The organism is Streptomyces sp. RG80 (assembly GCF_040446465.1).
In the GTDB taxonomy this organism is placed as follows: Bacteria; Actinomycetota; Actinomycetes; order Streptomycetales; family Streptomycetaceae; genus Streptomyces.
In genome coordinates this window covers 34840-54505 of the sequence record NZ_JBEAAJ010000016.1, presented here as the reverse complement: position 1 = coordinate 54505, position 19666 = coordinate 34840, and the positions used below count along the sequence as shown (strand labels likewise).

Below are 19666 nucleotides of genomic sequence, written 5' to 3'. Positions count from 1 at the left end.
CGGGTGTGCCGGTCGTACGTCAGGAGCCGGTGCACTGCGGGGCGGGCGTGCCCGCGCCGCCGTTGGCGGTGAAGCCGAACGAGGTGATGGCGCCGGGTGACAGGGCGCCGTTGTGGGCGGCGTTGCGGACGGTCGCGCGGCCCTGGGACACGGTCAGGGAGCCGTTCCACAGGCTGGTGACGGTGGAGCCGTTCAGGTCCCATGCGACGGTCCAGCCGGTGAGCTGGGCGCTGCCGGAGTTCTTGACGGTCATCTCCGCCTGGTAGCCGCCGGACCAAGCCGAGACGACCTTGAACTGGGCGGTGCAGGAAGTGGGTTGGGGCTCCGGGTCCGGGTCCGGGTCGGGGTCTGGGTCGGGACCGGTGCCGTAGGTCAGGCCGTGCCCGTACGCGAAGAGCGGGCTCTTGCCGTCGCCGTCGTTGATGGGCTGCTGGGAGGCGCTGCGCATCCACGTCATGGGGAGCTTGCCGGTCGGGGCGTGGTCGCCGAAGAGCACGTCGGCGACTCCGCCGCCCTCGGTGCCGGGCAGCCAGGCCGCCAACAGGGCGCGCCAGTCGGGCAGTTGGGCGGCGATGTCGAGCGGGCGCCCGGAGACCAGGACCACCACGACGGGCACCCCGCTGGCCTTGAGCCGGCTGAGGGTCTGCAGGTCCTCCTGGTCCAGGCCCATACCGCCGGGCCGGTCGCCGTGCATCTCGGCATAGGGCGTCTCCCCGACCACCGCGACGGCGGCGGTGTAGCTGGCGTCGATGCCGTTGCCGTAGCGGTCGTAGGTGATCCGGTACGGGTCGACCGCGGCGGCGCGGATGCCCTTGAGTACGGTCGTGCCCTCGGTGACGGGCCCGCTGCGGCCCTGCCAGCCCAGGGTCCAGCCGCCGCTCTGGTTGCCGATGTCGTCGGCGGACTTGCCGGCCACGAACAGCTTGGCGTTCTTCGCCAGCGGCAGGATCGCGCCGTCGTTCTTCAGCAGCACCTGCGACTGCCGCACCGCCTGCCGGGCCAGGGCCCGGTGCTCGGTGGAGCCCACGGTCGGGGTCAACGCCCGGTCGGTGAGGGGCTTTTCGAACAGGCCGAGCTGGAACTTCTTGGTGAGGATGCGGCGGTTGGCGTCGTCGACGCGCGCTTGGGTGATCCGCCCGGCGTTCACCTCTCCGCGCAGCAGGGTGAGGAACTTCTTGTAGTCGTGCGGGACCATCACCATGTCGACGCCGGCGTTGACGGCCGTGGTGATCTCGGCGCCGGTGAAGCCGCTCTGCCCGTCCAGCTGGTCGACCGCGGCCCAGTCCGAGACGACGAAGCCGGTGAAGCCCAGCTCGCCCTTGAGCACGTCGGTGACCAGGTATTTGTGCCCGTGCGAGCGCACACCGTTCCAGCTGCTGTAGGACAGCATCACCGAGCCCACGCCCCGCCGTACCGCCTCCTGGAAGGGCGGCAGGTGGATCGCGCGCAGCTCGGCCTCGGACAGCTCGGTGTTGCCCTGGTCGACGCCTCCGGTGGTGCCACCGTCGCCGATGTAGTGCTTGGCGGTGGCCAGTACCGACGCCGTCTCGCCACCTAGGGCTGTGCCCTGCATGCCGGTGACGAACGTGGCCATGGAGGTGGGCAGTTCGGGCTTCTCGCCGAACGACTCGTAGGTGCGGCCCCACCGGTCGTTGCGGGCCACGCACAGACACGGCGCGAAGGACCAGTCGATGCCGGTACCGGCCACCTCCTCGGCCACCGCCCGTCCGACGCGCTGCACCAGCGCCGGGTCACGGGTGGCACCGAGGCCGATGTTGTGCGGGAAGAGGGTGGCGCCGCGCACCGCGTTGTGGCCGTGCACCGCGTCGATGCCGTAGATCATCGGGATGCCGAGCGGGGTGGCGAGGGCGGTGCGCTGGAGGGAGTCGTAGGTGTCGGCCCAGGTCTGGGCGTTGTTGGGGCTGACCGTCGAGTCGCCGCCGGAGAGCACCGCGCCGATGCGGTAGGTGGCGAGGTCGGACTGCGGGACGAGCGCGTCCTTCTCGATCTGGGTCATCTGCCCGAGCTTGTCGTCGAGCGTCATCCGGGAGAGCAGATCGGTGACCCGCTGGGGCACCGGGAGGGAGGGGTCCTGGTACGGCAGGGCGACGGCGGCCGTGGGGACCTGGGCGGGCGGGGCGGCGGCGAGACCGGTCAGCGCGAGGGTCACGGCGCACAGCGCGGCGACGAGGGCGGGGCGGCGGGTTCGTAAACGTAAGGGCACGCTCGGGGGTGAGGACGGCGTGCGGTGTGCGGGCACGGTGCGGCTCGGGCTCATGGGGTGCGGCCTTTCCGGGTGCGGGCCGGAGGGGCGGGATGTGGGGCCGGGGCCCGCCCCCGTCGGTGCGGAAGGCGGGGCGGGCCCCGGAGAAGGCCGGTGCGGTGCAGCCGGCTTCGGTCAGGCGCTGGTGCAGGCCGTGCCGTTCAGGGTGAAGGTGCCGGGCTTGGCGAAGGTGCCGCTGTAGGTGCCCTGGAAGCCGAAGGTCTGGCTGCCGCCGGCGGCGATCTGCGCGTTGTGCGCCACGGGGCTCGCCGTCACCGCGCCGGAGGAGCCGGACAGGGTGGCGTTCCAGGAGCTGGTGACACGCTGTCCGGAGGGCAGAGTGAAGCCGAGCTGCCAGCTGTTCAGGGCGGTGGCACCGGTGTTCTTGACCGTCACGTCGGCGGTGTAGCCGCCCTGCCAGACGTTGGTCGCGTAGGTCACCTGGCAGGCCGTGGCCGGCCCCCCGGGGCCGCCCGGGCCTCCGCCACCACCGAGGTTGACGGCGGAGGAGAAGGAGTTCACCGCGAGTCCGGCGCCGTTCTGCCACGGCTCGAACCCGGCCTGGACGCTCGTCAGGTACCAGTTGTTCTGTGCCAGGCCCCGGGCCACGGTCTGGTCGACGAAGTCCATGACGTCGAAGCTCCAGCTGCTGATCGCCGAGGGAGCGACGAAGGAGATCACGTCGTTGGAGCCGTTGCTGCCGGTCCACACCTCGAAGGTGCGGCCCCCGACGGTGGTGTTGCCCACCGGCGAGCCGATCGGCTGGATCGGGCCCACCCGGTTCAACCAGATCATGATCTCGGTGCGGTTGACGCCGTCGGTGCGGGGCGTCGGGTCCAGCCAGATGTCGTACGAGGCGTTGTACACGGCGCCCGAGACATAGCCGTAGGAGATGCTGCTGGGCGCGCTGGAGATGGTGCTGAGCTGCGCCGGAAGGTTGGTGCCCGGTGAACAGTTCGTGTAGTGGCAGCCGTTGAACACGGACGGGTACGACTTCGGGGCGCCGCTGGTGGGCACCGAGCCGTCGGCCTGGGTGAGGCGGAAGCCGGTGTCGGTGGCGGTGACGCACTGGGTGGCGCTGATGCCCCAGCGGTTGTTCTGCACGACGTAGCGGCTCTGGATGACGGTCGTGCCGTACTGCTCGCAGATCGTGGTGTCGGCCTGGGCCGGCGGTGTGGCGACGAGGAGAGCCGCGAGCGCGGCGAAGGCGGAGAGCAGCGCGGCGAACAGGCCGCGCACGGGGCGGGGACGGTGCGGTAACGGTCGCATGCGGGTGCCTCTCTCGAACGTGGCTCGGCTGGGTCGGGGCCGGTACGGGAGCGCTCCCATCTCCCCACTGATGGGAGCGCTCCCAAACCACCGGTTCGGGTGGGACTGTAGATATCCGCCCATGTCCCTGACAACCCTGTGCACGCGAATGCGTCGAATGGATTTCGACGTCGCAGGTCAGGCGGACACGTCGCAATCTTTCGACGTGCGCCGGGAGTTGGGAGCGCTCCCGAAAGGTTGCGCCCGGCCCCGTCCTCGGCGGCCCTCAGGCCGAGCCGCGCACCACCAAGCGGGTGCGCAGGATGACATGGCGCCAGGCGACCTCCGGCTGCTCCATCTCCTCCATCAGCAGCCGCACCATGGTCCGCCCGATCTCCTCCAGCGGCTGGCGGACCGTCGTCAGCGACGGCTCGGTGTGCTGGGCGAGCGGGAAGTCGTCGAACCCGATCACCGCGACGTCCTCGGGCACCCGGCGGCCTGCCGCCCGCAGCACCCCGAGTGCTCCGGCCGCCATGGTGTCCGAGGCGGCGAAGACGGCGTCCACGTCCGGGTGCCGGGCGAGGAGCTCGGCCGTCGCCCGGCGCCCGCTGTCCTCGGTGAAGTCACCCTCGACGACCAGTGACGGAAGGGCCTCCACACCGGCGGCGGCCAGCGCCTCCCGGTACCCGCGCAGCCTGCACTGGGTGACGTACATGTCGAGCGGTCCAGTGACGGCGGCGATCCGCCGACGCCCCCCGCGCAGCAGGTGCTCGACCGCGCCGCGGGCCCCACCGACGTTGTCCGCGTCCACATAGGTGACGCGCTCGTCGCCCGAGCGACGGCCGAGCAGCACCGTGGGCAGCTCCGCGTCGGCGAGCATGTCCGGCAGCCGGTCGTCTGCCCGTACGGACAGCAGCAGCACCCCGTCCACGCGCCCGCCGCGCGCGTACTCGACGAAACGCTGCCGCTCGATGTCCGTGCGGACCAGGGTGAGCAGCAGTTGCGCCGAGGTGTCGGCGAGGGCGTCGCCGACCGAGCGGATGATCTCGGAGAAGAAGGGTTCCCCGAACTGCCGCCAGTCCTGTTCGGTCAGCGCGAGCGCCACCGCGTCCGCGCGCCGCGCGGCCAATGAACGGGCCGCCAGATTGGGCACGTAGCCCAGTTCGTCGATGGCCCGCTCGACGGCCCGACGCGTGGACTCCTTCACGCCCGCCGCGTTGTTGACGACCCGTGAGACGGTGCCTCGCCCGACACCGGCGAGAGCCGCCACTTCCTCCAACGTCGGCGAGCCAGGGCGCTGCCTGCCCATAACCACCCCCAGGGCACCCGATCTTACGGGCCGCGTCCCCCCTGTGATCGAACACCCCGGCGGATCAGCCGGAGTACCGCTCCCGCAGCTCGATTTCGCGCACCTTTCCGGACACCGTCGCCTTGTAGTGGCTTGTAGTTGGCCAACTGCCCCGCGCAGCAAGGCCGTACGTCCGCCGACTTGGGAGGGCCGGCCGGATCGCGGGGGATGACGCAGGCCGGCACCTCCTCGCCGCACCGCTCGTGCGCTGCTCCTGACGGTCGTGGAGGGGCCGAAGCCGCTGTCGACGCACGGCACGACAGTTGCAGCTCCAGTCGGGCCTGGAGAGCATCCGAGTGCCCCGCCACATCGGTCGGGGCCGACCGCGAACCCAGCTGGCCAAGGCCCGCGCCAATCAGGCGTACGCTCCCTCGCAAACCGCGTCTACCTGAGCAGACACGGCATTCCGACAGCGGCCGGCCAACCCCTGCCCGGCGCGATCGCGAGCGCCCTATCCACCAGGGTCTTGCGCGGACCATGTACCGCACACGGGCCGCTCGCAACGGCGCAACACCGTCGATATCGCCTGATTCAGAACGGACTTGAGGACGGTCTCGACCACCAGCACGCACCTCGTCGTCCGAGGTCAGAGGTACTCCTTGCTTTTGATCAAGCATAGGGACAGCCCACCTCGTGAAAACGCGAGGCCAGACATGGGCTCTGAAACGAACGTGCGCGGTGCGCAGCCGGCATCGAGGGCCTGGTTGTCGGCGTACAGGTGGACGTGGCCCTGGCTAGACACTCGCGTGGCGTGTCGATCGGCACGCCGCGGCGCGATGGCGCGCTGAGCGAGCGACCGGTGCGGATCGCCGCCCGGACCGTCGCGGACGAGTACTTCGCGGTCTCTGAGAAGGTAGAGGCCCTCTACGACGCCCCACGCCAGTTGCCGGCGGACGCCGAGGGGTCGGAGATGGCCAAGCTCCGCCGGGAGGTGCACCGCCGGATGCTCGGCAACGGTTACTGCGCTCGCCCCGTCGAGATGGACTGCCACTTCGAGTCGATCTGCGAGTCCTGCATGTTCTTCGTCATCACGATTGAGTTCCGGCCCACGCTCGAGCGCCAGCGGGACGTGCGGCTACCAAGGCACAGGTAGCACGCGAGCAGATCTCGACGCTCTCCTGGCCCGACTCGACGAACACGCCGGGGGTGCGGCATCAGCCAGTGGCGGGACGCCAGAACCCCGTGTCCCGATATCGCCACCAGTACAGGACAGTGCGATCGTCGGGCCACGCGGCCAGCGGAATGCCTTTGGGCTCGAAGTGGTCACGCTCGGGATCGATGAGGCGCCAGCTCGAATCCATCGGCTCGTCGTCCTCGGGCAGGCGGACGTGCTCCAGGGACCGTTCCTCGCAAGCTCCGAAAGCCCGGTAGTTCTCCTGGGCCTCGACCAGCGAAGGCCGGTTTGCTCCGCCTGAATAGTCCGGCCAGCGAAGCTGGACAGCGTCGTCCTCCCAGAAGCAGACCGGACAGATCTGGTACGAGCCCGGCGGCTCGTCCATGGTCAGACGGCCGCAGCACACGCAGGGGTACTTCAGGATCACGCGGGTCATCCTGTCCGACTCCACCGCGAGGACCAACTGGTTTCCAGCGAGGTGTGGTGGTGTCGGGGTGCGTGACCGCCGCCGATGGCGATCGCGGGTACTGGACCCTGGCGCCTTGCGGTGTCTGCCAGGAGAGGCTCTTCGCCTACGGTCCTGAGGTGGAGGTCGCGGTTCCGGAACCCGCTGACCCGCGCCACTGGCGCACGCTGCGGCTGCAGGACGTCCAGCCTCATTGTTCGCACGAGTCTTCGCAGACGATGTCCCGCCTTTCGGATCCGACAGTTTCGAGCCCCGAATTGACCCCCTTCTGCCAGCAGCCACCCTCGAACGACAGCCCGGCAGGGGGGACAGCAGGGCCGAGTGGCGGGGATCTTGTTCACCCGTGCCGTGCCGTTGGAAGCGCCGATGACGAAGGCGAGGGGCCGCCGGTTCGCAGGCACGGCGGGCATGATCATTCCTTGTCTGTGCGCTGAGGACCGGAGGAAACGAGGAGGGGCCGCCGTGGCAGGGCGGGGCGCTACGGCAGGCCTACGCGCGGCGGGGATCCTGCTCGCCCGTGCCGTGCCGTTGGGTCTGGGCAGTGTGCTTGCCGGCGATGGCAAGGTGGGGGGCGGAGTGGGCGTACCAGCTGGCGAGGATGCGCAGTTTTTCGAGGTCGTCGTCGGTCTTGCCGGCGTAGACGAAGAGGATCTGGTCTGGGTCACCGGGCAGGGAGAGGGCTTCGTAGGTGATGTCGAGGCGGCCGACGACGGGGTGGTTGAACCGTTTGCTGCCCCAGGTGCGTTCGACGACGGTCCGCTCGGCCCACCAGATGCGGAACTCCGGGGATGCGGAGCGTAGTTCGGCGACGAATTCGGCGATCTGCCGGTCGTGGGGGTTGCGGCCGGCCTCGGCCCGCAGCACGCCGACGACCTCGGAGGTGATCTGCGCCCAGTCAAGGTAGAGGGAGCGGGCCGCGGGCTCGAGGAGCATCCAACGCAGCAGGTTGCGCTCGCCGGGCGGGCGGTGGTTGAACGGGGTGAGGAGGGCATCGAGGAGGTCGTTGGAGGCCAGGACCTCGTTGCGGCGGCCCAGGACGAAGGCGGGCTGGTCGTGCAGCCCGTTCAGCATGCGCAGCAAATCGGGCCGCACCTGCTGGGGCGGCGCCTCCTCCGTGCCGCGTCGGGGTTGGGGGCGCAGCAGGTCGCGCAGGTATTGGGTCTCGGCCTGGGTGAGTTGCAGGGCCTCGGCGATGGAGAGGATGACGCCTTCGGAGGCGCTGGTGAGCCGTCCCTGTTCCAGGCGGGTGTAGTAGTCCACGCTGGCCCCGGCGAGCTGTGCGACCTCTTCACGACGCAGGCCAGGTACCCGCCGGCCCGGGTAGTTGGCCAGGCCGACCTGGGAGGGGCGGACCGCGTCACGGCGGGCGCGCAGGAACTTCTTGATCTCCTCGGCATTGTTCGCCATGCCTGCCAGTGTTCCCCGGCTCGTGGCGGGGATCCACCGGCGAAGGGGGGAAGGTCTTTCCCCGGCAGCACTGGCCCCCGTTCATGGCTTGGTCTGCCGCTTTGTGGCATGCATGAATGGTGAGGAGGCCATCGCAGGGACCTTCGAAGGGTTCGCGGGCCCGCCTGCCGTGTGTATCGCACCGGCCCGGAGCGGGCGCCGCTTCACCCCGTACACAGCGCCCCTGCCGGCGTCACCTTTTGTGATCGCCGTAGGAGGGGTGCGCCCGTTCTGAGGGAGATCCGCATCGTGACTGCTTCGCAGAAGGTCTGGTTCATCACCGGCTGCTCGACCGGCTTCGGCCGTGCCCTGGCCCAGGAGGTCCTCGGCGCCGGCCACCAGGCGGTCGTCACCGCCCGCAACGTCGCTCAGGTCGAGGATCTCGTCGAGGGCAACGACCAGGCGCTCGCCCTGCCCCTCGACGTCACCGACGCGGGCAGGTCAAGGAAGCCGTCGAGACCGCGGAAGCACACTTCGGCGGCATCGATGTGCTGGTCAACAACGCCGGCATCGGCTACTTCGCCGCCGTGGAGGAAAGCACCGAGGCAGAGATCCGCCGGATCTTCGACATCAACGTCTTCGGCCTGTCCGACGTCATCCGCGCGGTCCTGCCCGGCATGCGCGCACGCCGCTCGGGGACGATCGTGAACTTCTCCTCCATCGGTGGCCTGCGTGCCTTCCCGGCCGTCGGCTATTACGCCGCCACCAAGTTCGCCGTCGAGGGACTGACCGACGCCCTGCGCCAGGAGGTCGCCCCGCTGGGCATCACCACGCTGCTCGTGGAGCCCGGCCCCTTCCGCACCGACTGGGCCGGCCGGTCCGCAGACGAGACGCTGCCCGAGCGGGAGATCGCCGACTACGCCGACACCGTCGGCGCTCAGCGTGCCGCGTTCCGCGCGGACACCGGCAAAGAGCCCGGCGACCCCCACGCCGCCGCCCGCGCGATCATCACCGCCCTCGCCGCCGACACCCACCCCCAGCGACTGCTGCTGGGTGCTCCGGCGTACGGCATGGCAATCGAGCAGCTGGAGTCCATGCTCGCCGAGATCCGCGCGAACGAGGCCCTGACGAAGTCGGCCGACTTCGACGCCTGACCCAGCACCGGCATCCGCGGGCCTGTGACAACGCCGGACCCCCGGTCCTGTCACAGGCCGGCGGGCCCACCGACGTCACCGTCAACGACATCGTCATCCACCCCACGCGCCAGAACTGGTAACCCCACCCCCAGCACACGTCCAAGGAGCACCTCGCATGAGCAGCACCGCCTCCCACCGCCCGCTCGCCCTGGTGACCGGGGCCTCCGCGGGCATCGGCTACGAACTCGCGAAGCTGTTCGCCCTCAACGGCTTCGACCTGATTGCCACCGGCCGCAGCGCGCACACCGACCAGGCAGCCGCCGTCCTCGCGCGGCTCGGCGTCCACGTCACACCCGTGCGCGCCGACCTCTCCCAGAGCGAGGGCGTCGAGACGGTGTGGCGGGCGGTGCAGGAGACCGGCCGGCCGCTGGACGCCGCGGTCCTCAACGCCGGACGCAGCATCGGCGGCGCCTTTCTCGACACCGACCTCGACGACGAACTCTCCCTGATCCAGCTGAACGTGGCCTCCGTCGTCCACCTGGCCAAGCACGTCGCCCGGCACATGGCCGCCGGCCGCCGCGGCCGCATCCTGATCACCTCGTCGCTGTCGGCGACCCTGCCCACCCCCTACGAGACCGTGTACGGGCCCTCCCGCGCCTTCACCCGGATGTTCGCCCTCGGACTGCGCGAGGAACTCAAGGAACACGGCGTCGGCGTCACCTGCCTCATGCCCGGAGCCACCGACAGCGACTTCCACACCCGCGCCGGCATGAACAACACCGCCTTCGGCCCCGGCATGAAGAAGAACAACCGCAAGGAAGTCGCCCGCCAGGGCTTCCTCGCCCTGATGAACGGACGCGCCGAGGTCGTCGGCGGCGACGCCGCCACAAAGCGCACCGCCATCGAACACCGCTTCCTGCCCGAGACCTACAAGGCCGCCCGCCACGCCACCAAGGCCAAGCCTCGCCCTGAGCATTGACTTGCTCCTCGACCGCCTGCGGCGCCGCGCCGGTGCCCACGGACGACGCGCAGGACTACCACTTCTTGAAGGTGACCGTGGACGGGACCTCGGTGACAGTGGCGCCGCCGAACTCGCTCGGTCAGGCCTTCGGCGTACAGACGTACACGGTCACTCCGTGACGCCCGCCGCGAGTATCGCAGGCAAACGTTCCCCGACCGGCCCGCTGGCTCCTTGACCACGGCCCTCACTTGCCGGGTCAGACGAGTGGTGCGCCGCTGGCATCGGTCCAAGATTCCGGGCACCTGCTCGCGGAAGGTATGCCGGCAGCCGCGCGTGGGGCACACCAGACGCCGCACCCGCACACGGACCACCACTCGCCGCCCATCGACCGGCACATCAGCCACGGTCCGCCAGTGGTAACCGTGCCAAGCCCCTTGGGCCCACCTCGCCGAGCCCGGGCCGGCCTCGGCCGCCCGAAACGGAGGATCACTTCCCTCTTCCGTTGTGTACGCGGGAAGCGAACTCCCGTACCCAGCTACGACCATCTTTGGCCATAGCCAGTGGGTTATCGTTCCGCCGGTGGGCGGTGGGGCGCCCCGGAGGGGGAGTTGTGGTAGCGAATGGCGAAGGGTCGCGGCTGGTCGCGACCGAGGGCGGCCACCGAGTGACACCGGCCGAGCTCTTCTTCGACTTGGTGTTCGTGTATGCGATCACTCAGGTCACAGCACTGATGGCGGCCGACCCGAGCGGGTTGCGGCTGCTCGGCGGGATGGTCGCGCTGGCGCTGCTTTGGTGGTGCTGGTGCTGTTTCGCCTGGCTGGGGAACGTCGTACGGGCGGACTCCGGCGCGATGTTCACCGTGCTGGTGTCCGTCATGGCCGTCGTCCTGATCGTGGCGCTGGCCGTGCCCGAGATCTACAACGACGCGCCCGGCGGACTGCCCGCCCCTCTGGTCTTCGTCCTGTGCTACGGCGCCGTCCGCGTCCTTCACCTGGTCACGTACTGGCTGTCCGACCCCACCGATCAGGCACTGCACCGCGTCTTGCGCCGCACCGCCCTGCTCTCGGTGGCCCCGCCGTTCGTCCTGCTCCTCATCGGGCGGCGTTCACCGGCACCACTCAGGTCCTGATCTGGCTCGCCGCTGTGATCATCGACTACCTGAGTATCTTCCTCACCGGAAAATCGGGCTGGCGGGTCGCCTCACCCGGCCATTTCGCCGAACGCCACGGCCTGATCGTCATCATCGCCCTCGGCGAGTCGATCGTCGCCATCGGCGTCGGCGTCTCCGGCTTCGCGCTGAGCACCCCGGTCGTGGCCGGTGCCGCCCTGGGGCTGCTCGTTTCCGCAGGACTGTGGCGCCTGTACTTCCGTCAACTCGCCGAGACGGTCGAGCATCGGCTGACCACCGTGACCGGCGACGACCGCACCCGGATGGCCCGTGACGCGTACACCTTCCTCCACCTTCCACTCGTGGCCGGAATCGTCCTCACCGCCCTCGGCATGAAGAAGGCCCTCACGCAGATCGCCGACACCGGCCACTACGACCTGACCGAACCCCTCCACGGTGTCGTTGCCTGGGCCCTGCCCGGCGGCGTCGGTGTGTTCCTCCTCGCCTCGGCCGCCCTGCTCTTCCGCACCACGAGTCACCGCTCCCCGCACCTCCTCGCCGGCGGAGCCGTCTGCCTCGTCGCAGGACCCGCCGTCACCTTCGTCCCCTCTCTCGTCGCGCTGGCCCTCCTGGCCGCGCTTGTGACCGCCCTGCTCCTCGTCCGGGACACCGCCGTCCGACCCCATGTGACCGCCGCCGACTGAGCCCCGGGCAGGCCGGCCCTGCGCAGGTCAGCGAGGAGCGCCAAGCGGCGCCCCGCAGCCGCGGGGAGCTCACGAGGGCTTGGAAGAGGGCTAGGTCGTGGCTGATTCTGCTCCTCCTTGGTCGCATCCGGCGCCCCTTCACACTCCGACAGCAGCGGCCCAGGTTGCACAGCAACTGTGTCCTTCTGCAGCACCCCAGCGGTCGAACACCTGGCCGTGGGGATCGCCGGGCAGACGGCGGCGGGAGACAAACTGCCCCCGGCACGGCGCCACCCCTGGAGACGATCGGCGTCGACCCTGACACCGCGGGGCAGAGGGTGCGGCCGACGCGGCGGTCCCAGGACGTGCCATGGGAGCGGAACATGGCCGCGGCGCGCCGGTTCCACGCGCGTGAGGGCCAACTGCGCGTTCCCGCCAATGCCGCGAAGACATCGACGGAGAGCTGCTGAGGCCGGGGGCGCCGATGTTCCTCGTGGCGCCGCCCGGGTCCCCAGGACCCGGGCGGCGTCGCATGGTCTGTCTGGGTGTCAGGGAGTCAGCTGCCAGCGGGCGATGTACCCGACGTCGATGGATGCCCGGTCCTGCACGCGTAGGGTCCAGGTTCCGTTGAGCGGTTGTGCGGAGGCGTCGACGGTGAAGGTCTGGTCGACGTTGTCGGCGGAGCTGCCGCTGCGGTTGAGGAGTGAGTAGACGGTGCCGTTGGGGCCGACGAGGTCGACGGTGAGGTCGCCGCGGTAGGTGTGGACGATGTTGACGTAGACCGAGGTGGTCGCGGATGCGTTGCCGTCGCGGCCGGTGACGGTCAGCGGTGACTCCACGGCGGCCCCGTTGTCGGGGATGTCGACGCGGGTCGTGTTGGCGTAGACGTAGCCGATCTTCCAGGTGAAGGTGTCCGAGGCGGTCGCACCGGTGCTGTCGGTCACGGTGATCGTGACGTCGCTGGTGCCGAGGGTCGTCGGGGTGCCGCTGATCAGACCGCTCGGGCTGATGCCGAGGCCGTCGGGCAGTCCGGTGGCCTCGTAGTTCAGTGCGGCGCCGGTGTTGGTGGTGTAGGCGTCGAGTTGGAGGCTGACGTTCTGGTTGATGCCGCTGATCTGGTCGGCGGTCGGGGCGAGGTTGACGCCGAGGGCGATGCGGTTGCCGACGTTGATCGCGGCCCAGGCGTCGGCGACGGCGAGGTAGGTCGGGCTGTAGGCGCCGAACAGGTCGGTGGCGGCCGACAGGGTGGCGGTGCGGGCGCCGGCGTAGTTGGTCGTGGAGGTCATGTACGTCGTCAGCGCGCGGTACCAGATCGCGGCGGCGTTCTGGATGCCGATGCCGGTGACGGGCTGCCCGTCGTAGGTCGGGCTGTCGTAGTCCACGCCGTTGACGGTCCTGGCGCCGCTGCCCTCGGAGAGCAGGTAGAAGAAGTGGTTCGCGGGGCCCGAGGAGTAGTGGACGTCGATGCCGCCGAGGGTGGAGCTCCAACTGTCGCGGGATGCGCCGTCCTTGGAAGGCTTGTCCATGTAACGCAGCGGTGTGCCGTCACCGTTGATGTCGATCTTCTCGCCGACGAGGTAGTCGCCGGGGTCGGCCGGAAGGTTCTCGTTGAACTCGACGGCGGCGGCGAAGATGTCGGAGGTCGCCTCGTTGAGCCCGCCGGACTCTCCCGAGTAGACCAGGCCCGCGGTGGCGGCCGTGACCCCGTGGCTCATCTCGTGGGCGGCCACGTCGAGCGCGGTCAGCGGATGGGTGTTGCCCGAGCCGTCGCCGTACGTCATGCAGAAGCAGGAGTCCTGCCAGAAGGCGTTGACGTAGTTGTTGCCGTAGTGGGCGCGGCTGTAGGCGGCGACACCGTCGTTGCGGATGCCGTTGCGGCCGTACGTCTCCTTGTAGTAGTCCCAGGTGGCCGCCGCGCCGAACGCCACGTCGACCCCTGCGGTCTGACGGTTGGTCGGAAGGCCGTTGCCCCAGACATCGTTGTCGTCCGTGAACAGGGTGCCGGTGCCCGAGGTGCCCTGGTTGAGGTCGTACGTCCGCTGCCCGGCACGGTCGGGGTCGACGAGCTGGTACGTCGATCCGGACAGGGTGGTGCCGAGTGGGACCTCGCCGGCGTACTGGCCCGTGCCGGAGCCGGTGTGGACGTGCTCGGCCGCCAGGAGCTCCTTGGCGGTGGCAGCGTCGGTGACGACCTGGAGTTCGCTGGGGGTGCCGTCGTCCTGTACGCCCTTGACGAGGGTCTCCCAGGCCAGCACGGGTTTGCCGGTCCCGGCCCAGACCACCAGGCGGGGCGCCTGCTCCGTCACGGCTCCCTTTACCTTGGTCTTCTTCGAGATGCGGAGGGCCTTGGTGGCGGCACCAGCGGCGGTGATCTTCGGACGGAGCGAGGGGATCTGGAGACGGGCGGGGCTCGCCTTGGTGACGGTCGTACGACTGCTCTTGTCGTGGACGACCAGGTCACCGCCGAGGACGGGCAACCCCGCGTAGGTGCGTTCGTAACGGGTGTGCGTGGTGCCGTCGGCGTCCTTGATGAGGTCCTTGACGACGAGCTTCTCCTGGGCGCCGAGACCGATCCGCTGGGCCGTGCGGGGCGCTGCGGAACGGGCGCTTTCGATCAGGGCGGCGCGGCGGGCGGGCGTCAGGGACGGCTGGGCGGCGCCGGCCCGGGGGGTGGCGGTGATCTTCGTGAGGCCCGGGTCCGCCGGGACCGCGGTGGCGAGACCCGGGGCGGCGAGGGCGAGCAGGGAGCCTATGGCCGTGAGGGCGAGGACGGTGGTGCGTCTGCGCCCGGTAAGAGCGCGGCGTCGCAGGGGCAACGAATTCTCCTTCGTACAACGGACGGCCCGTGGTGGGGGGTCGTGGAGGTGACGGAGCGGCGGGATACGCCGGTCCGGAGCGCTGCACGGCATGCGGGTTGAAGGAGGCGGGGGGTGGGGGCTGAGCGGTTGCTCCACGTGGGGATTCCGTCAAGGAATCGTGAACTTCCGCAGAAGAGTGGCACCGCGCAGCCTGTTTTGTCATGGCAACGCCAAGGCAACGGCCGGAATTCGGCTTGCCGAGCGGGCATATCGGCACAGACAGCGCCGATTTTCGGCCTCACCTCAAGGGGAGGGCTTCACGGGTGATCTCCGTCGAGTGGGAACCGAGAGGAGTCCGCGTCGTGGCGTGCGGGGCGATGTCCTGGAAGCGGGACATGCCGAGGAGGGCGGTTCGGCGTGCCGACTCCTCGAGTTGGGTGATCTTGTTGTTGGGGCCGGGCTACCAGTAGTGGCCGAACCTCTCGGATCGAGCCGGAGACGGTGGAGCGGTCCGCTCCGAACAGCTCCGCGAGTGCCGCATGCGGCAGTCCCAATCGCAGGTGAACCAGCGTCACCAGCAGCCGGTCCACGAAGACCAGCCGCCGCTTGGGTCCGGCGCCCGCGGTCCGCCGACGATCGCCGCCGCGCCGCGCTCGCAGCGCCGACTCATGGGCTGCCGCCCACTTCGGGACGAGATCGTCGAGCAACTCGCCGAAGTATGCGCGGGAGACCCCGGCCAGGGCAGGATGGGAGCAGGCTGCACGGGCCCAGACCTGATTCGCAACTTCCCCGATCCGTGCGGCCCCTCTCATGTCACTGGGCACGCACCTCAGCGTTCTGGCAGGCGACCAGGCACCATTGCCCGTCCTCTTTCGCCATCACGTAGAGCGGGGTGCCCGCGTTCCCGATCGGCTCCCCTTCCAGGGTCCAGTACTGCGCGTGCGCCTTGACCGCGGCGACGTCGGGGCGGATGAACAGCACGTCCACCACCTCGTACGTGGCCGTCGAGTTCTCCATGGCCCGTGGCAGCACTTGGTAGGTGAAGGACGAGATCTCATCGCGACCGGTGAGGCGCTTGCCATGGCCCGTCGTCCAGATCGCATCGGCCCGGAACAGACCGACGAACGCCTCGGGCAACTCGTTCTGCTGGGCACGCTCAAGCCTGGCGATCACCTGCTTGATCTCTGCGATCTCGGCTTCCTGGGTCTGCTGATCAGTGACCGTCGTCTCCATGCCGATCATCATGGAACCTCAACGGCACTTGAGGTCATGCTCCGACCAAGGCCTATCGATCCCCAGCTCGCTACCGGTGCGTGCGGAGTCCGTCGAGGATGAGCGCGAGCATGTGGGGCGCCCGGTCCTCGGGGCTGGACGCGGCGCGCCAGAGTGCGCCGGTGAGTTGGAGGAAGTCGCCTGGGTCGGCGTCCGGGCGGATGCTTCCGTCCTTCTTGCCGGCGTCGAGTAGTTCTGTGATCGCGGCGATGACCGGCCCGTAGCTCTGCTCGCTGATCGCCTGGTGCGCGCCCGGGCCGAGAGCGTCGCCGAGGCCATGCTTTCTGCGCATGGCCTCGACGAGGTCGGTCGTCCAGTGGCGGAGCGCTTCCAGGGGAGGCATCCGGGCCAGCAGGTCGGGCACGGTGCCGGTGATGCGTGCCACCTCGTCCTGGTAGACGGCCAGAACCAGCGACTCACGCGTGGGGAAGTTGCGGTACAGGGTGCCCGCCCCGACTCCCGCGCGCTGAGCGATCTGGTTCATCGACGTGCTGCCGTCCGCCGCGAGGGCTTCGCGTGCGGCGGCGAGGATGCGCGCCCTGTTCTCGCGGGCGTCTGAGCGGACCACAGGACCTCACCTTGCTAAGTGGAGAGTTCTCCACTACGTTAAATGGAGAGCTCTCCACATCCTAAGGAGCGTCATGCATTACATCAAGCTCGGCATGACCGGCCTCGACGTATCCCCGATCGCGATCGGTGCGATGACCTACGGCGAACCCGACCGCGGGCACCCCGTCTGGTCGAAGGGCGAACAGGACGCGCGCCCGCTCATCAAGCACGCGCTGGAAGCGGGAATCAACTTCTTCGACACCGCGAACATGTACTCCAACGGTTCCAGCGAGGAGATCCTCGGCCGGGCGCTCAAGGACTTCGCCGACCGCGACGAAGTGGTGATCGCCACGAAGCTGCGCCACCCCATGCGGCTGGGACCCAACGGACGGGGGCTGTCACGTAAGGCGATCATGACCGAGGTCGACCATTCGCTGCGCCGCCTGGGCACCGACTACATCGACCTCTACCAGATCCACCGCAACGACCACGCCACCCCCTGGGAGGAGACCCTCGAAGCACTCAACGACCTCGTGAAGGCCGGCAAGGTCCGCTATCTCGGCGCGTCGTCCATGCACGCGTGGGAGTTCGCGAAGGCGCTGCGCCTGCAGAAGGAGAACGGCTGGGCGCGCTTCGTGTCGATGCAGGACCACTACAACCTCCTCGCCCGTGAAGAGGAGCGCGAGATGATCCCGCTGTGCCTGGACGAGGGCGTCGGCACGATCGTCTGGTCGCCGCTGGCCCGCGGCCGCCTCACCCGCGCGTGGGACGACGCCCGCTCGACGGTGCGCTCCGAGACGGACGGCGCCTATGCGGACCTGCTCTACTCGCCGGCCGAGGAGGCATCCAACCACGCGATCATCGACGCCGTCGGGCAGGTCGCGGATACTCACGGCGTCGGCCGCGCTCAGGTCGCGCTTGCCTGGCTGCGACGCCAGCCGGTCGTCACCGCGCCGCTGGTCGGCGCCGGCTCGGTCCGGCAGATCGACGAGGCCGTGGCCTCCCTCGACACCGAGCTCACCGACGACGACGTGCGCGCCCTGGAGGCCCCGTACACCCCCCGCTACGACTGGCAGGGCGTCTCGGACGAAGCCGAGATGGAGGCCATCCGCCGACGAGTCCCCGGCATGGCTCTCGCATGAACCCCATCGTCCGCTCCGGCGCCGCTGCCCGCGCCGGAGCCCTCCTCATCCTTCTCGGCCCGCTCGTGTCCTGGGCCGCCGAGTTCATCACCGCCGCCGCATGGCAGGACCCGCCGTACTCGCCCCTGTACAACTGGGTCAGCCACCTCGGCCTGACCGGCCCGCCGCAGACCGCGTTCGGACAAGTCGCCAACTCCCCCCTCGGCGCCGTCATGGACACCGGCTGGGTCATCTACGGCACCCTCCTGATCGTCGGTGCGTTCCTCGTGTTCGACCCACGCAAGGGCACCCGCCCGATCATCATCCTCAGCCTCGCCGTCCTCGCCGGCACAGGGGTCTCGCTCGTCGGCCTCTTCCAGGGCTCCAACGCCAACGTCGACAACGGCCTGATCGCGTTCCACACCTTCGGCGCACAGGGCGTCATGCTCGCCGGCAACATCATGGCGATCGCCGTCGGAACCAGCGGCGCACGCATCGGTCTCACCCGGGGCCGGTCGCTCGCGAGCATCACTCTCGGCACCGCCGGACTGATCGCGTTCCCCCTCTTCATGACCGACGTGTTCAGCGGCTGGATGTGGAACATCGGCCTGCTCGAACGCGCCGTGATCTACCCGATCATGATCGGCCACGCCCTCCTCGGAAGCAGCGTGGCCGCCGCCCAGCACCACCGTGCAGCGCACCCACTGGCACCCCTTACCGCACGAGCCGAGAGCTGAGGAGAGACAGATGACACGAGTACTGGTCACCGGAGGAACCGGCTTCGTGGGGAGCTGGTGCATCCAGGCCCTACTGGATGCCGGACACACCGTCCGCACCACGGTCCGCGACCTGCAACGCGAGCCGGCGCTGCGGTCCTGGCTGCACGCGGCCACACCGTTCGACGACGACCGTCTCGCGGTCGTACGCGCCGACCTCGAACAGCCCAAGGGCTGGGACGCTGCCGTCGCCGACTGCGACTTCGTCCTGCACGTCGCCTCACCGACCCTGCGCCATACGCCGGCGAACGACGACGACCTGGTGGTCCCGGCACGCCAGGGCGTCCTGCGAGTACTGCGCGCAGCCCGCGACGCCGGTGTACGCCGGACCGTCCTGACCAGCGCCTTCGGCGCCATCGGAATCGGGCACCCCCCGCGCTCGACCCCGTTCACCGAGGAGGACTGGACAGACGTCGACAGCGACATCCCGCCCTACCAGCGGTCCAAGACACTCGCCGAACGCGCCGCCTGGCAGTTCGTCCAGGACGAAGGCGGTGGCCTGGAACTGGCGGCGGTTCATCCCGTGGGGGTCCTTGGACCCCTGCTCGGCCCGGACGACCCGCCATCCCTGCGTCTGGTCCGCCGAATGCTCGAAGGACAGGTTCCTGCGTGCCCTCCCTTCGGGATGGGCTTCGTCGACGTGCGCGACGTCGCGGATCTGCATCTGCGCGCGATGACCGATCCGGCAGCCGCCGGCGAACGCTTCCTGGCAATCGCCGGGCACAGCCTGCGCGTCATCGACATCGCACGCATCCTGCATGACCGCCTCGGTGAGCGCGCCGCGAAGGCCCCGACCCGCGAACTGCCCGTCTGGGCCGCACGCACACTGAGCATCGTCAACCCGGAACTGCGACTGCTCAAACACCAGCTCGGCCGGGACCTCGACGCCACAAGCACAAAGGCCGAGCAGCTCCTCGGATGGCGAGCGCGCCCCATCGAAGACACCATCGAGGACACCGCCGAGAGCCTCCTCGCCCACGGCATCGGGACAAAGGCCGCCTCGTAGCCGACCGACGCGGCGACCCCGCGCACCGAGGCATCGAGCCGCTGACGCGGCGCGACAGGTGCCACCGGCCCCGGACCCGCACGGACGTGCGGTCCGGGGGCGCCCGTTTACCCGCTGAGTGAGCCGGGACGAGAGGCTCCGAGCCGTCATGGCAGTCGACACGTTCCGGAGCCCGCCCGTCCGTCGCCCAGGTGACGGCGTCGTCGCGGCCAAGGGGAGGCGGCCCTGCCCGTCGGCAGGACCATGATGATCAGTTCCGTTCGTGCCCTCGGAAAGTCTGCGGGCCGGCACCACGGCAGGTCCAGCGAGTGAGGCGCCCGGTCACCAGAGTGATGGCAGCCCATGTAACCAGCGACTCACGCTCTGAGCTGCCTGTGGCGCACCCTCGACCTCCCGCCGGCGCCACCCAGGCAGACCGGCTTGCGACCGCA

15 protein-coding genes and 3 pseudogenes are annotated in these 19666 nt (G+C 69.7%); 8 read left to right on the top strand and 10 right to left on the bottom strand.

Features of this window, described 5'->3' with window-relative positions; translation table 11 throughout:
• Nucleotides 1-19 precede the first annotated feature (19 nt).
• From ABKA17_RS42315 to ABKA17_RS42305, 3 genes are all read right to left on the bottom strand, one after another.
• Entirely contained in the window at nt 20-2224 is a 2205-nt protein-coding gene (locus tag ABKA17_RS42315; protein ID WP_353697743.1) for a glycoside hydrolase family 3 N-terminal domain-containing protein, read from the bottom strand.
• A 174-nt stretch (nt 2225-2398) separates the two neighbouring features.
• On the bottom strand, nt 2399-3532 hold the full coding sequence (locus ABKA17_RS42310; RefSeq protein WP_353697742.1) for a glycoside hydrolase family 12 protein: 1134 nt from the start codon (nt 3530-3532) through the stop codon (nt 2399-2401).
• A 265-nt stretch (nt 3533-3797) separates the two neighbouring features.
• Nucleotides 3798-4820, bottom strand: coding sequence for a LacI family DNA-binding transcriptional regulator (locus ABKA17_RS42305; RefSeq protein WP_353697741.1), 1023 nt, complete (start codon nt 4818-4820; stop codon nt 3798-3800).
• Nucleotides 4821-5610: 790 nt separating this feature from the next.
• Between ABKA17_RS42305 and ABKA17_RS42295 the strand changes: the two genes are divergently transcribed.
• Nucleotides 5611-5952, top strand: coding sequence for a hypothetical protein (locus tag ABKA17_RS42295; RefSeq protein WP_353697740.1), 342 nt, complete (start codon nt 5611-5613; stop codon nt 5950-5952).
• Nucleotides 5953-6013: 61 nt separating this feature from the next.
• Here the strand turns inward: ABKA17_RS42295 and ABKA17_RS42290 are convergent, their stop codons facing one another.
• Entirely contained in the window at nt 6014-6409 is a 396-nt protein-coding gene (locus ABKA17_RS42290; RefSeq protein WP_353697739.1) for a CPCC family cysteine-rich protein, read from the bottom strand.
• 519 nt (nt 6410-6928) lie between these two features.
• Nucleotides 6929-7846: a helix-turn-helix transcriptional regulator gene (locus ABKA17_RS42285; RefSeq protein WP_353697738.1), complete on the bottom strand. Its 918-nt coding sequence runs from the start codon at nt 7844-7846 to the stop codon at nt 6929-6931.
• A 171-nt stretch (nt 7847-8017) separates the two neighbouring features.
• Here ABKA17_RS42285 and ABKA17_RS42280 point away from each other — a divergent pair.
• The 3 genes and pseudogenes from ABKA17_RS42280 to ABKA17_RS42270 all read left to right on the top strand — a co-directional run bounded on the left by ABKA17_RS42280 (nt 8018) and on the right by ABKA17_RS42270 (nt 10101).
• Nucleotides 8018-8979: pseudogene (locus ABKA17_RS42280) on the top strand (oxidoreductase).
• Nucleotides 8980-9136: 157 nt separating this feature from the next.
• Nucleotides 9137-9940 (top strand): SDR family NAD(P)-dependent oxidoreductase, encoded by an 804-nt coding sequence (locus ABKA17_RS42275; RefSeq protein ID WP_353697737.1) that lies wholly within the window; start codon nt 9137-9139, stop codon nt 9938-9940.
• A gap of 32 nt (nt 9941-9972) precedes the next feature.
• The gene (locus tag ABKA17_RS42270; RefSeq protein WP_353697863.1) at nt 9973-10101 is read left to right on the top strand and encodes a hypothetical protein; all 129 of its coding nucleotides are present in this window, start codon (nt 9973-9975) and stop codon (nt 10099-10101) included.
• 33 nt (nt 10102-10134) lie between these two features.
• On the opposite strand, the pseudogene ABKA17_RS42265 reads toward ABKA17_RS42270, so the two are convergent.
• Nucleotides 10135-10356 (bottom strand): annotated as a pseudogene (locus ABKA17_RS42265) (transposase family protein); the annotation flags it as partial.
• A gap of 152 nt (nt 10357-10508) precedes the next feature.
• Between ABKA17_RS42265 and ABKA17_RS42260 the strand changes: the two are divergent.
• Nucleotides 10509-11734, top strand: a pseudogene (locus ABKA17_RS42260) (low temperature requirement protein A).
• Nucleotides 11735-12261: 527 nt separating this feature from the next.
• On the opposite strand, the gene ABKA17_RS42255 reads toward ABKA17_RS42260, so the two are convergent.
• The 4 genes from ABKA17_RS42255 to ABKA17_RS42240 form a co-directional block, all read right to left on the bottom strand.
• On the bottom strand, nt 12262-14529 hold the full coding sequence (locus ABKA17_RS42255; protein ID WP_353697736.1) for a M4 family metallopeptidase: 2268 nt from the start codon (nt 14527-14529) through the stop codon (nt 12262-12264).
• A 299-nt stretch (nt 14530-14828) separates the two neighbouring features.
• Nucleotides 14829-15323, bottom strand: a complete 495-nt coding sequence (locus ABKA17_RS42250; protein ID WP_353697850.1) for a helix-turn-helix domain-containing protein — start codon at nt 15321-15323, stop codon at nt 14829-14831.
• A 1-nt stretch (nt 15324) separates the two neighbouring features.
• Nucleotides 15325-15744 carry an SgcJ/EcaC family oxidoreductase gene (locus ABKA17_RS42245; protein ID WP_353697735.1) on the bottom strand — a complete coding sequence of 140 codons (420 nt, stop codon included), beginning with the start codon at nt 15742-15744 and terminating at the stop codon, nt 15325-15327.
• Between the two features lie 70 nt (nt 15745-15814).
• On the bottom strand, nt 15815-16351 hold the full coding sequence (locus ABKA17_RS42240) for a TetR/AcrR family transcriptional regulator (protein WP_353697734.1): 537 nt from the start codon (nt 16349-16351) through the stop codon (nt 15815-15817).
• A 73-nt stretch (nt 16352-16424) separates the two neighbouring features.
• Here ABKA17_RS42240 and ABKA17_RS42235 point away from each other — a divergent pair, with 73 nt between their 5' ends.
• From ABKA17_RS42235 to ABKA17_RS42225, 3 genes are read left to right on the top strand one after another with little or no spacing between them, the layout of a single operon-like run.
• The gene (locus ABKA17_RS42235) at nt 16425-17474 is read left to right on the top strand and encodes an aldo/keto reductase (protein WP_353697733.1); all 1050 of its coding nucleotides are present in this window, start codon (nt 16425-16427) and stop codon (nt 17472-17474) included.
• Nucleotides 17471-18190, top strand: a complete 720-nt coding sequence (locus ABKA17_RS42230; protein WP_353697732.1) for a DUF998 domain-containing protein — start codon at nt 17471-17473, stop codon at nt 18188-18190. The genes ABKA17_RS42235 and ABKA17_RS42230 overlap by 4 nt, the downstream gene beginning before the upstream one ends.
• A gap of 10 nt (nt 18191-18200) precedes the next feature.
• Nucleotides 18201-19235: an SDR family oxidoreductase gene (locus tag ABKA17_RS42225; RefSeq protein ID WP_353697731.1), complete on the top strand. Its 1035-nt coding sequence runs from the start codon at nt 18201-18203 to the stop codon at nt 19233-19235.
• Nucleotides 19236-19666: the final 431 nt, after the last annotated feature.

Coding starts and splice junctions, on each gene's coding strand:
- ABKA17_RS42310 (WP_353697742.1), bottom strand. CDS start 3,532: ATGCGACCGTTACCGCACCGTCCCCGCCCCGTGCGCGGCCTGTTCGCC.
- ABKA17_RS42235 (WP_353697733.1), top strand. CDS start 16,425: ATGCATTACATCAAGCTCGGCATGACCGGCCTCGACGTATCCCCGATC.
- ABKA17_RS42245 (WP_353697735.1), bottom strand. CDS start 15,744: ATGGAGACGACGGTCACTGATCAGCAGACCCAGGAAGCCGAGATCGCA.
- ABKA17_RS42225 (WP_353697731.1), top strand. CDS start 18,201: ATGACACGAGTACTGGTCACCGGAGGAACCGGCTTCGTGGGGAGCTGG.
- ABKA17_RS42285 (WP_353697738.1), bottom strand. CDS start 7,846: ATGGCGAACAATGCCGAGGAGATCAAGAAGTTCCTGCGCGCCCGCCGT.
- ABKA17_RS42290 (WP_353697739.1), bottom strand. CDS start 6,409: ATGACCCGCGTGATCCTGAAGTACCCCTGCGTGTGCTGCGGCCGTCTG.
- ABKA17_RS42275 (WP_353697737.1), top strand. CDS start 9,137: ATGAGCAGCACCGCCTCCCACCGCCCGCTCGCCCTGGTGACCGGGGCC.
- ABKA17_RS42305 (WP_353697741.1), bottom strand. CDS start 4,820: ATGGGCAGGCAGCGCCCTGGCTCGCCGACGTTGGAGGAAGTGGCGGCT.
- ABKA17_RS42250 (WP_353697850.1), bottom strand. CDS start 15,323: ATGAGAGGGGCCGCACGGATCGGGGAAGTTGCGAATCAGGTCTGGGCC.
- ABKA17_RS42230 (WP_353697732.1), top strand. CDS start 17,471: ATGAACCCCATCGTCCGCTCCGGCGCCGCTGCCCGCGCCGGAGCCCTC.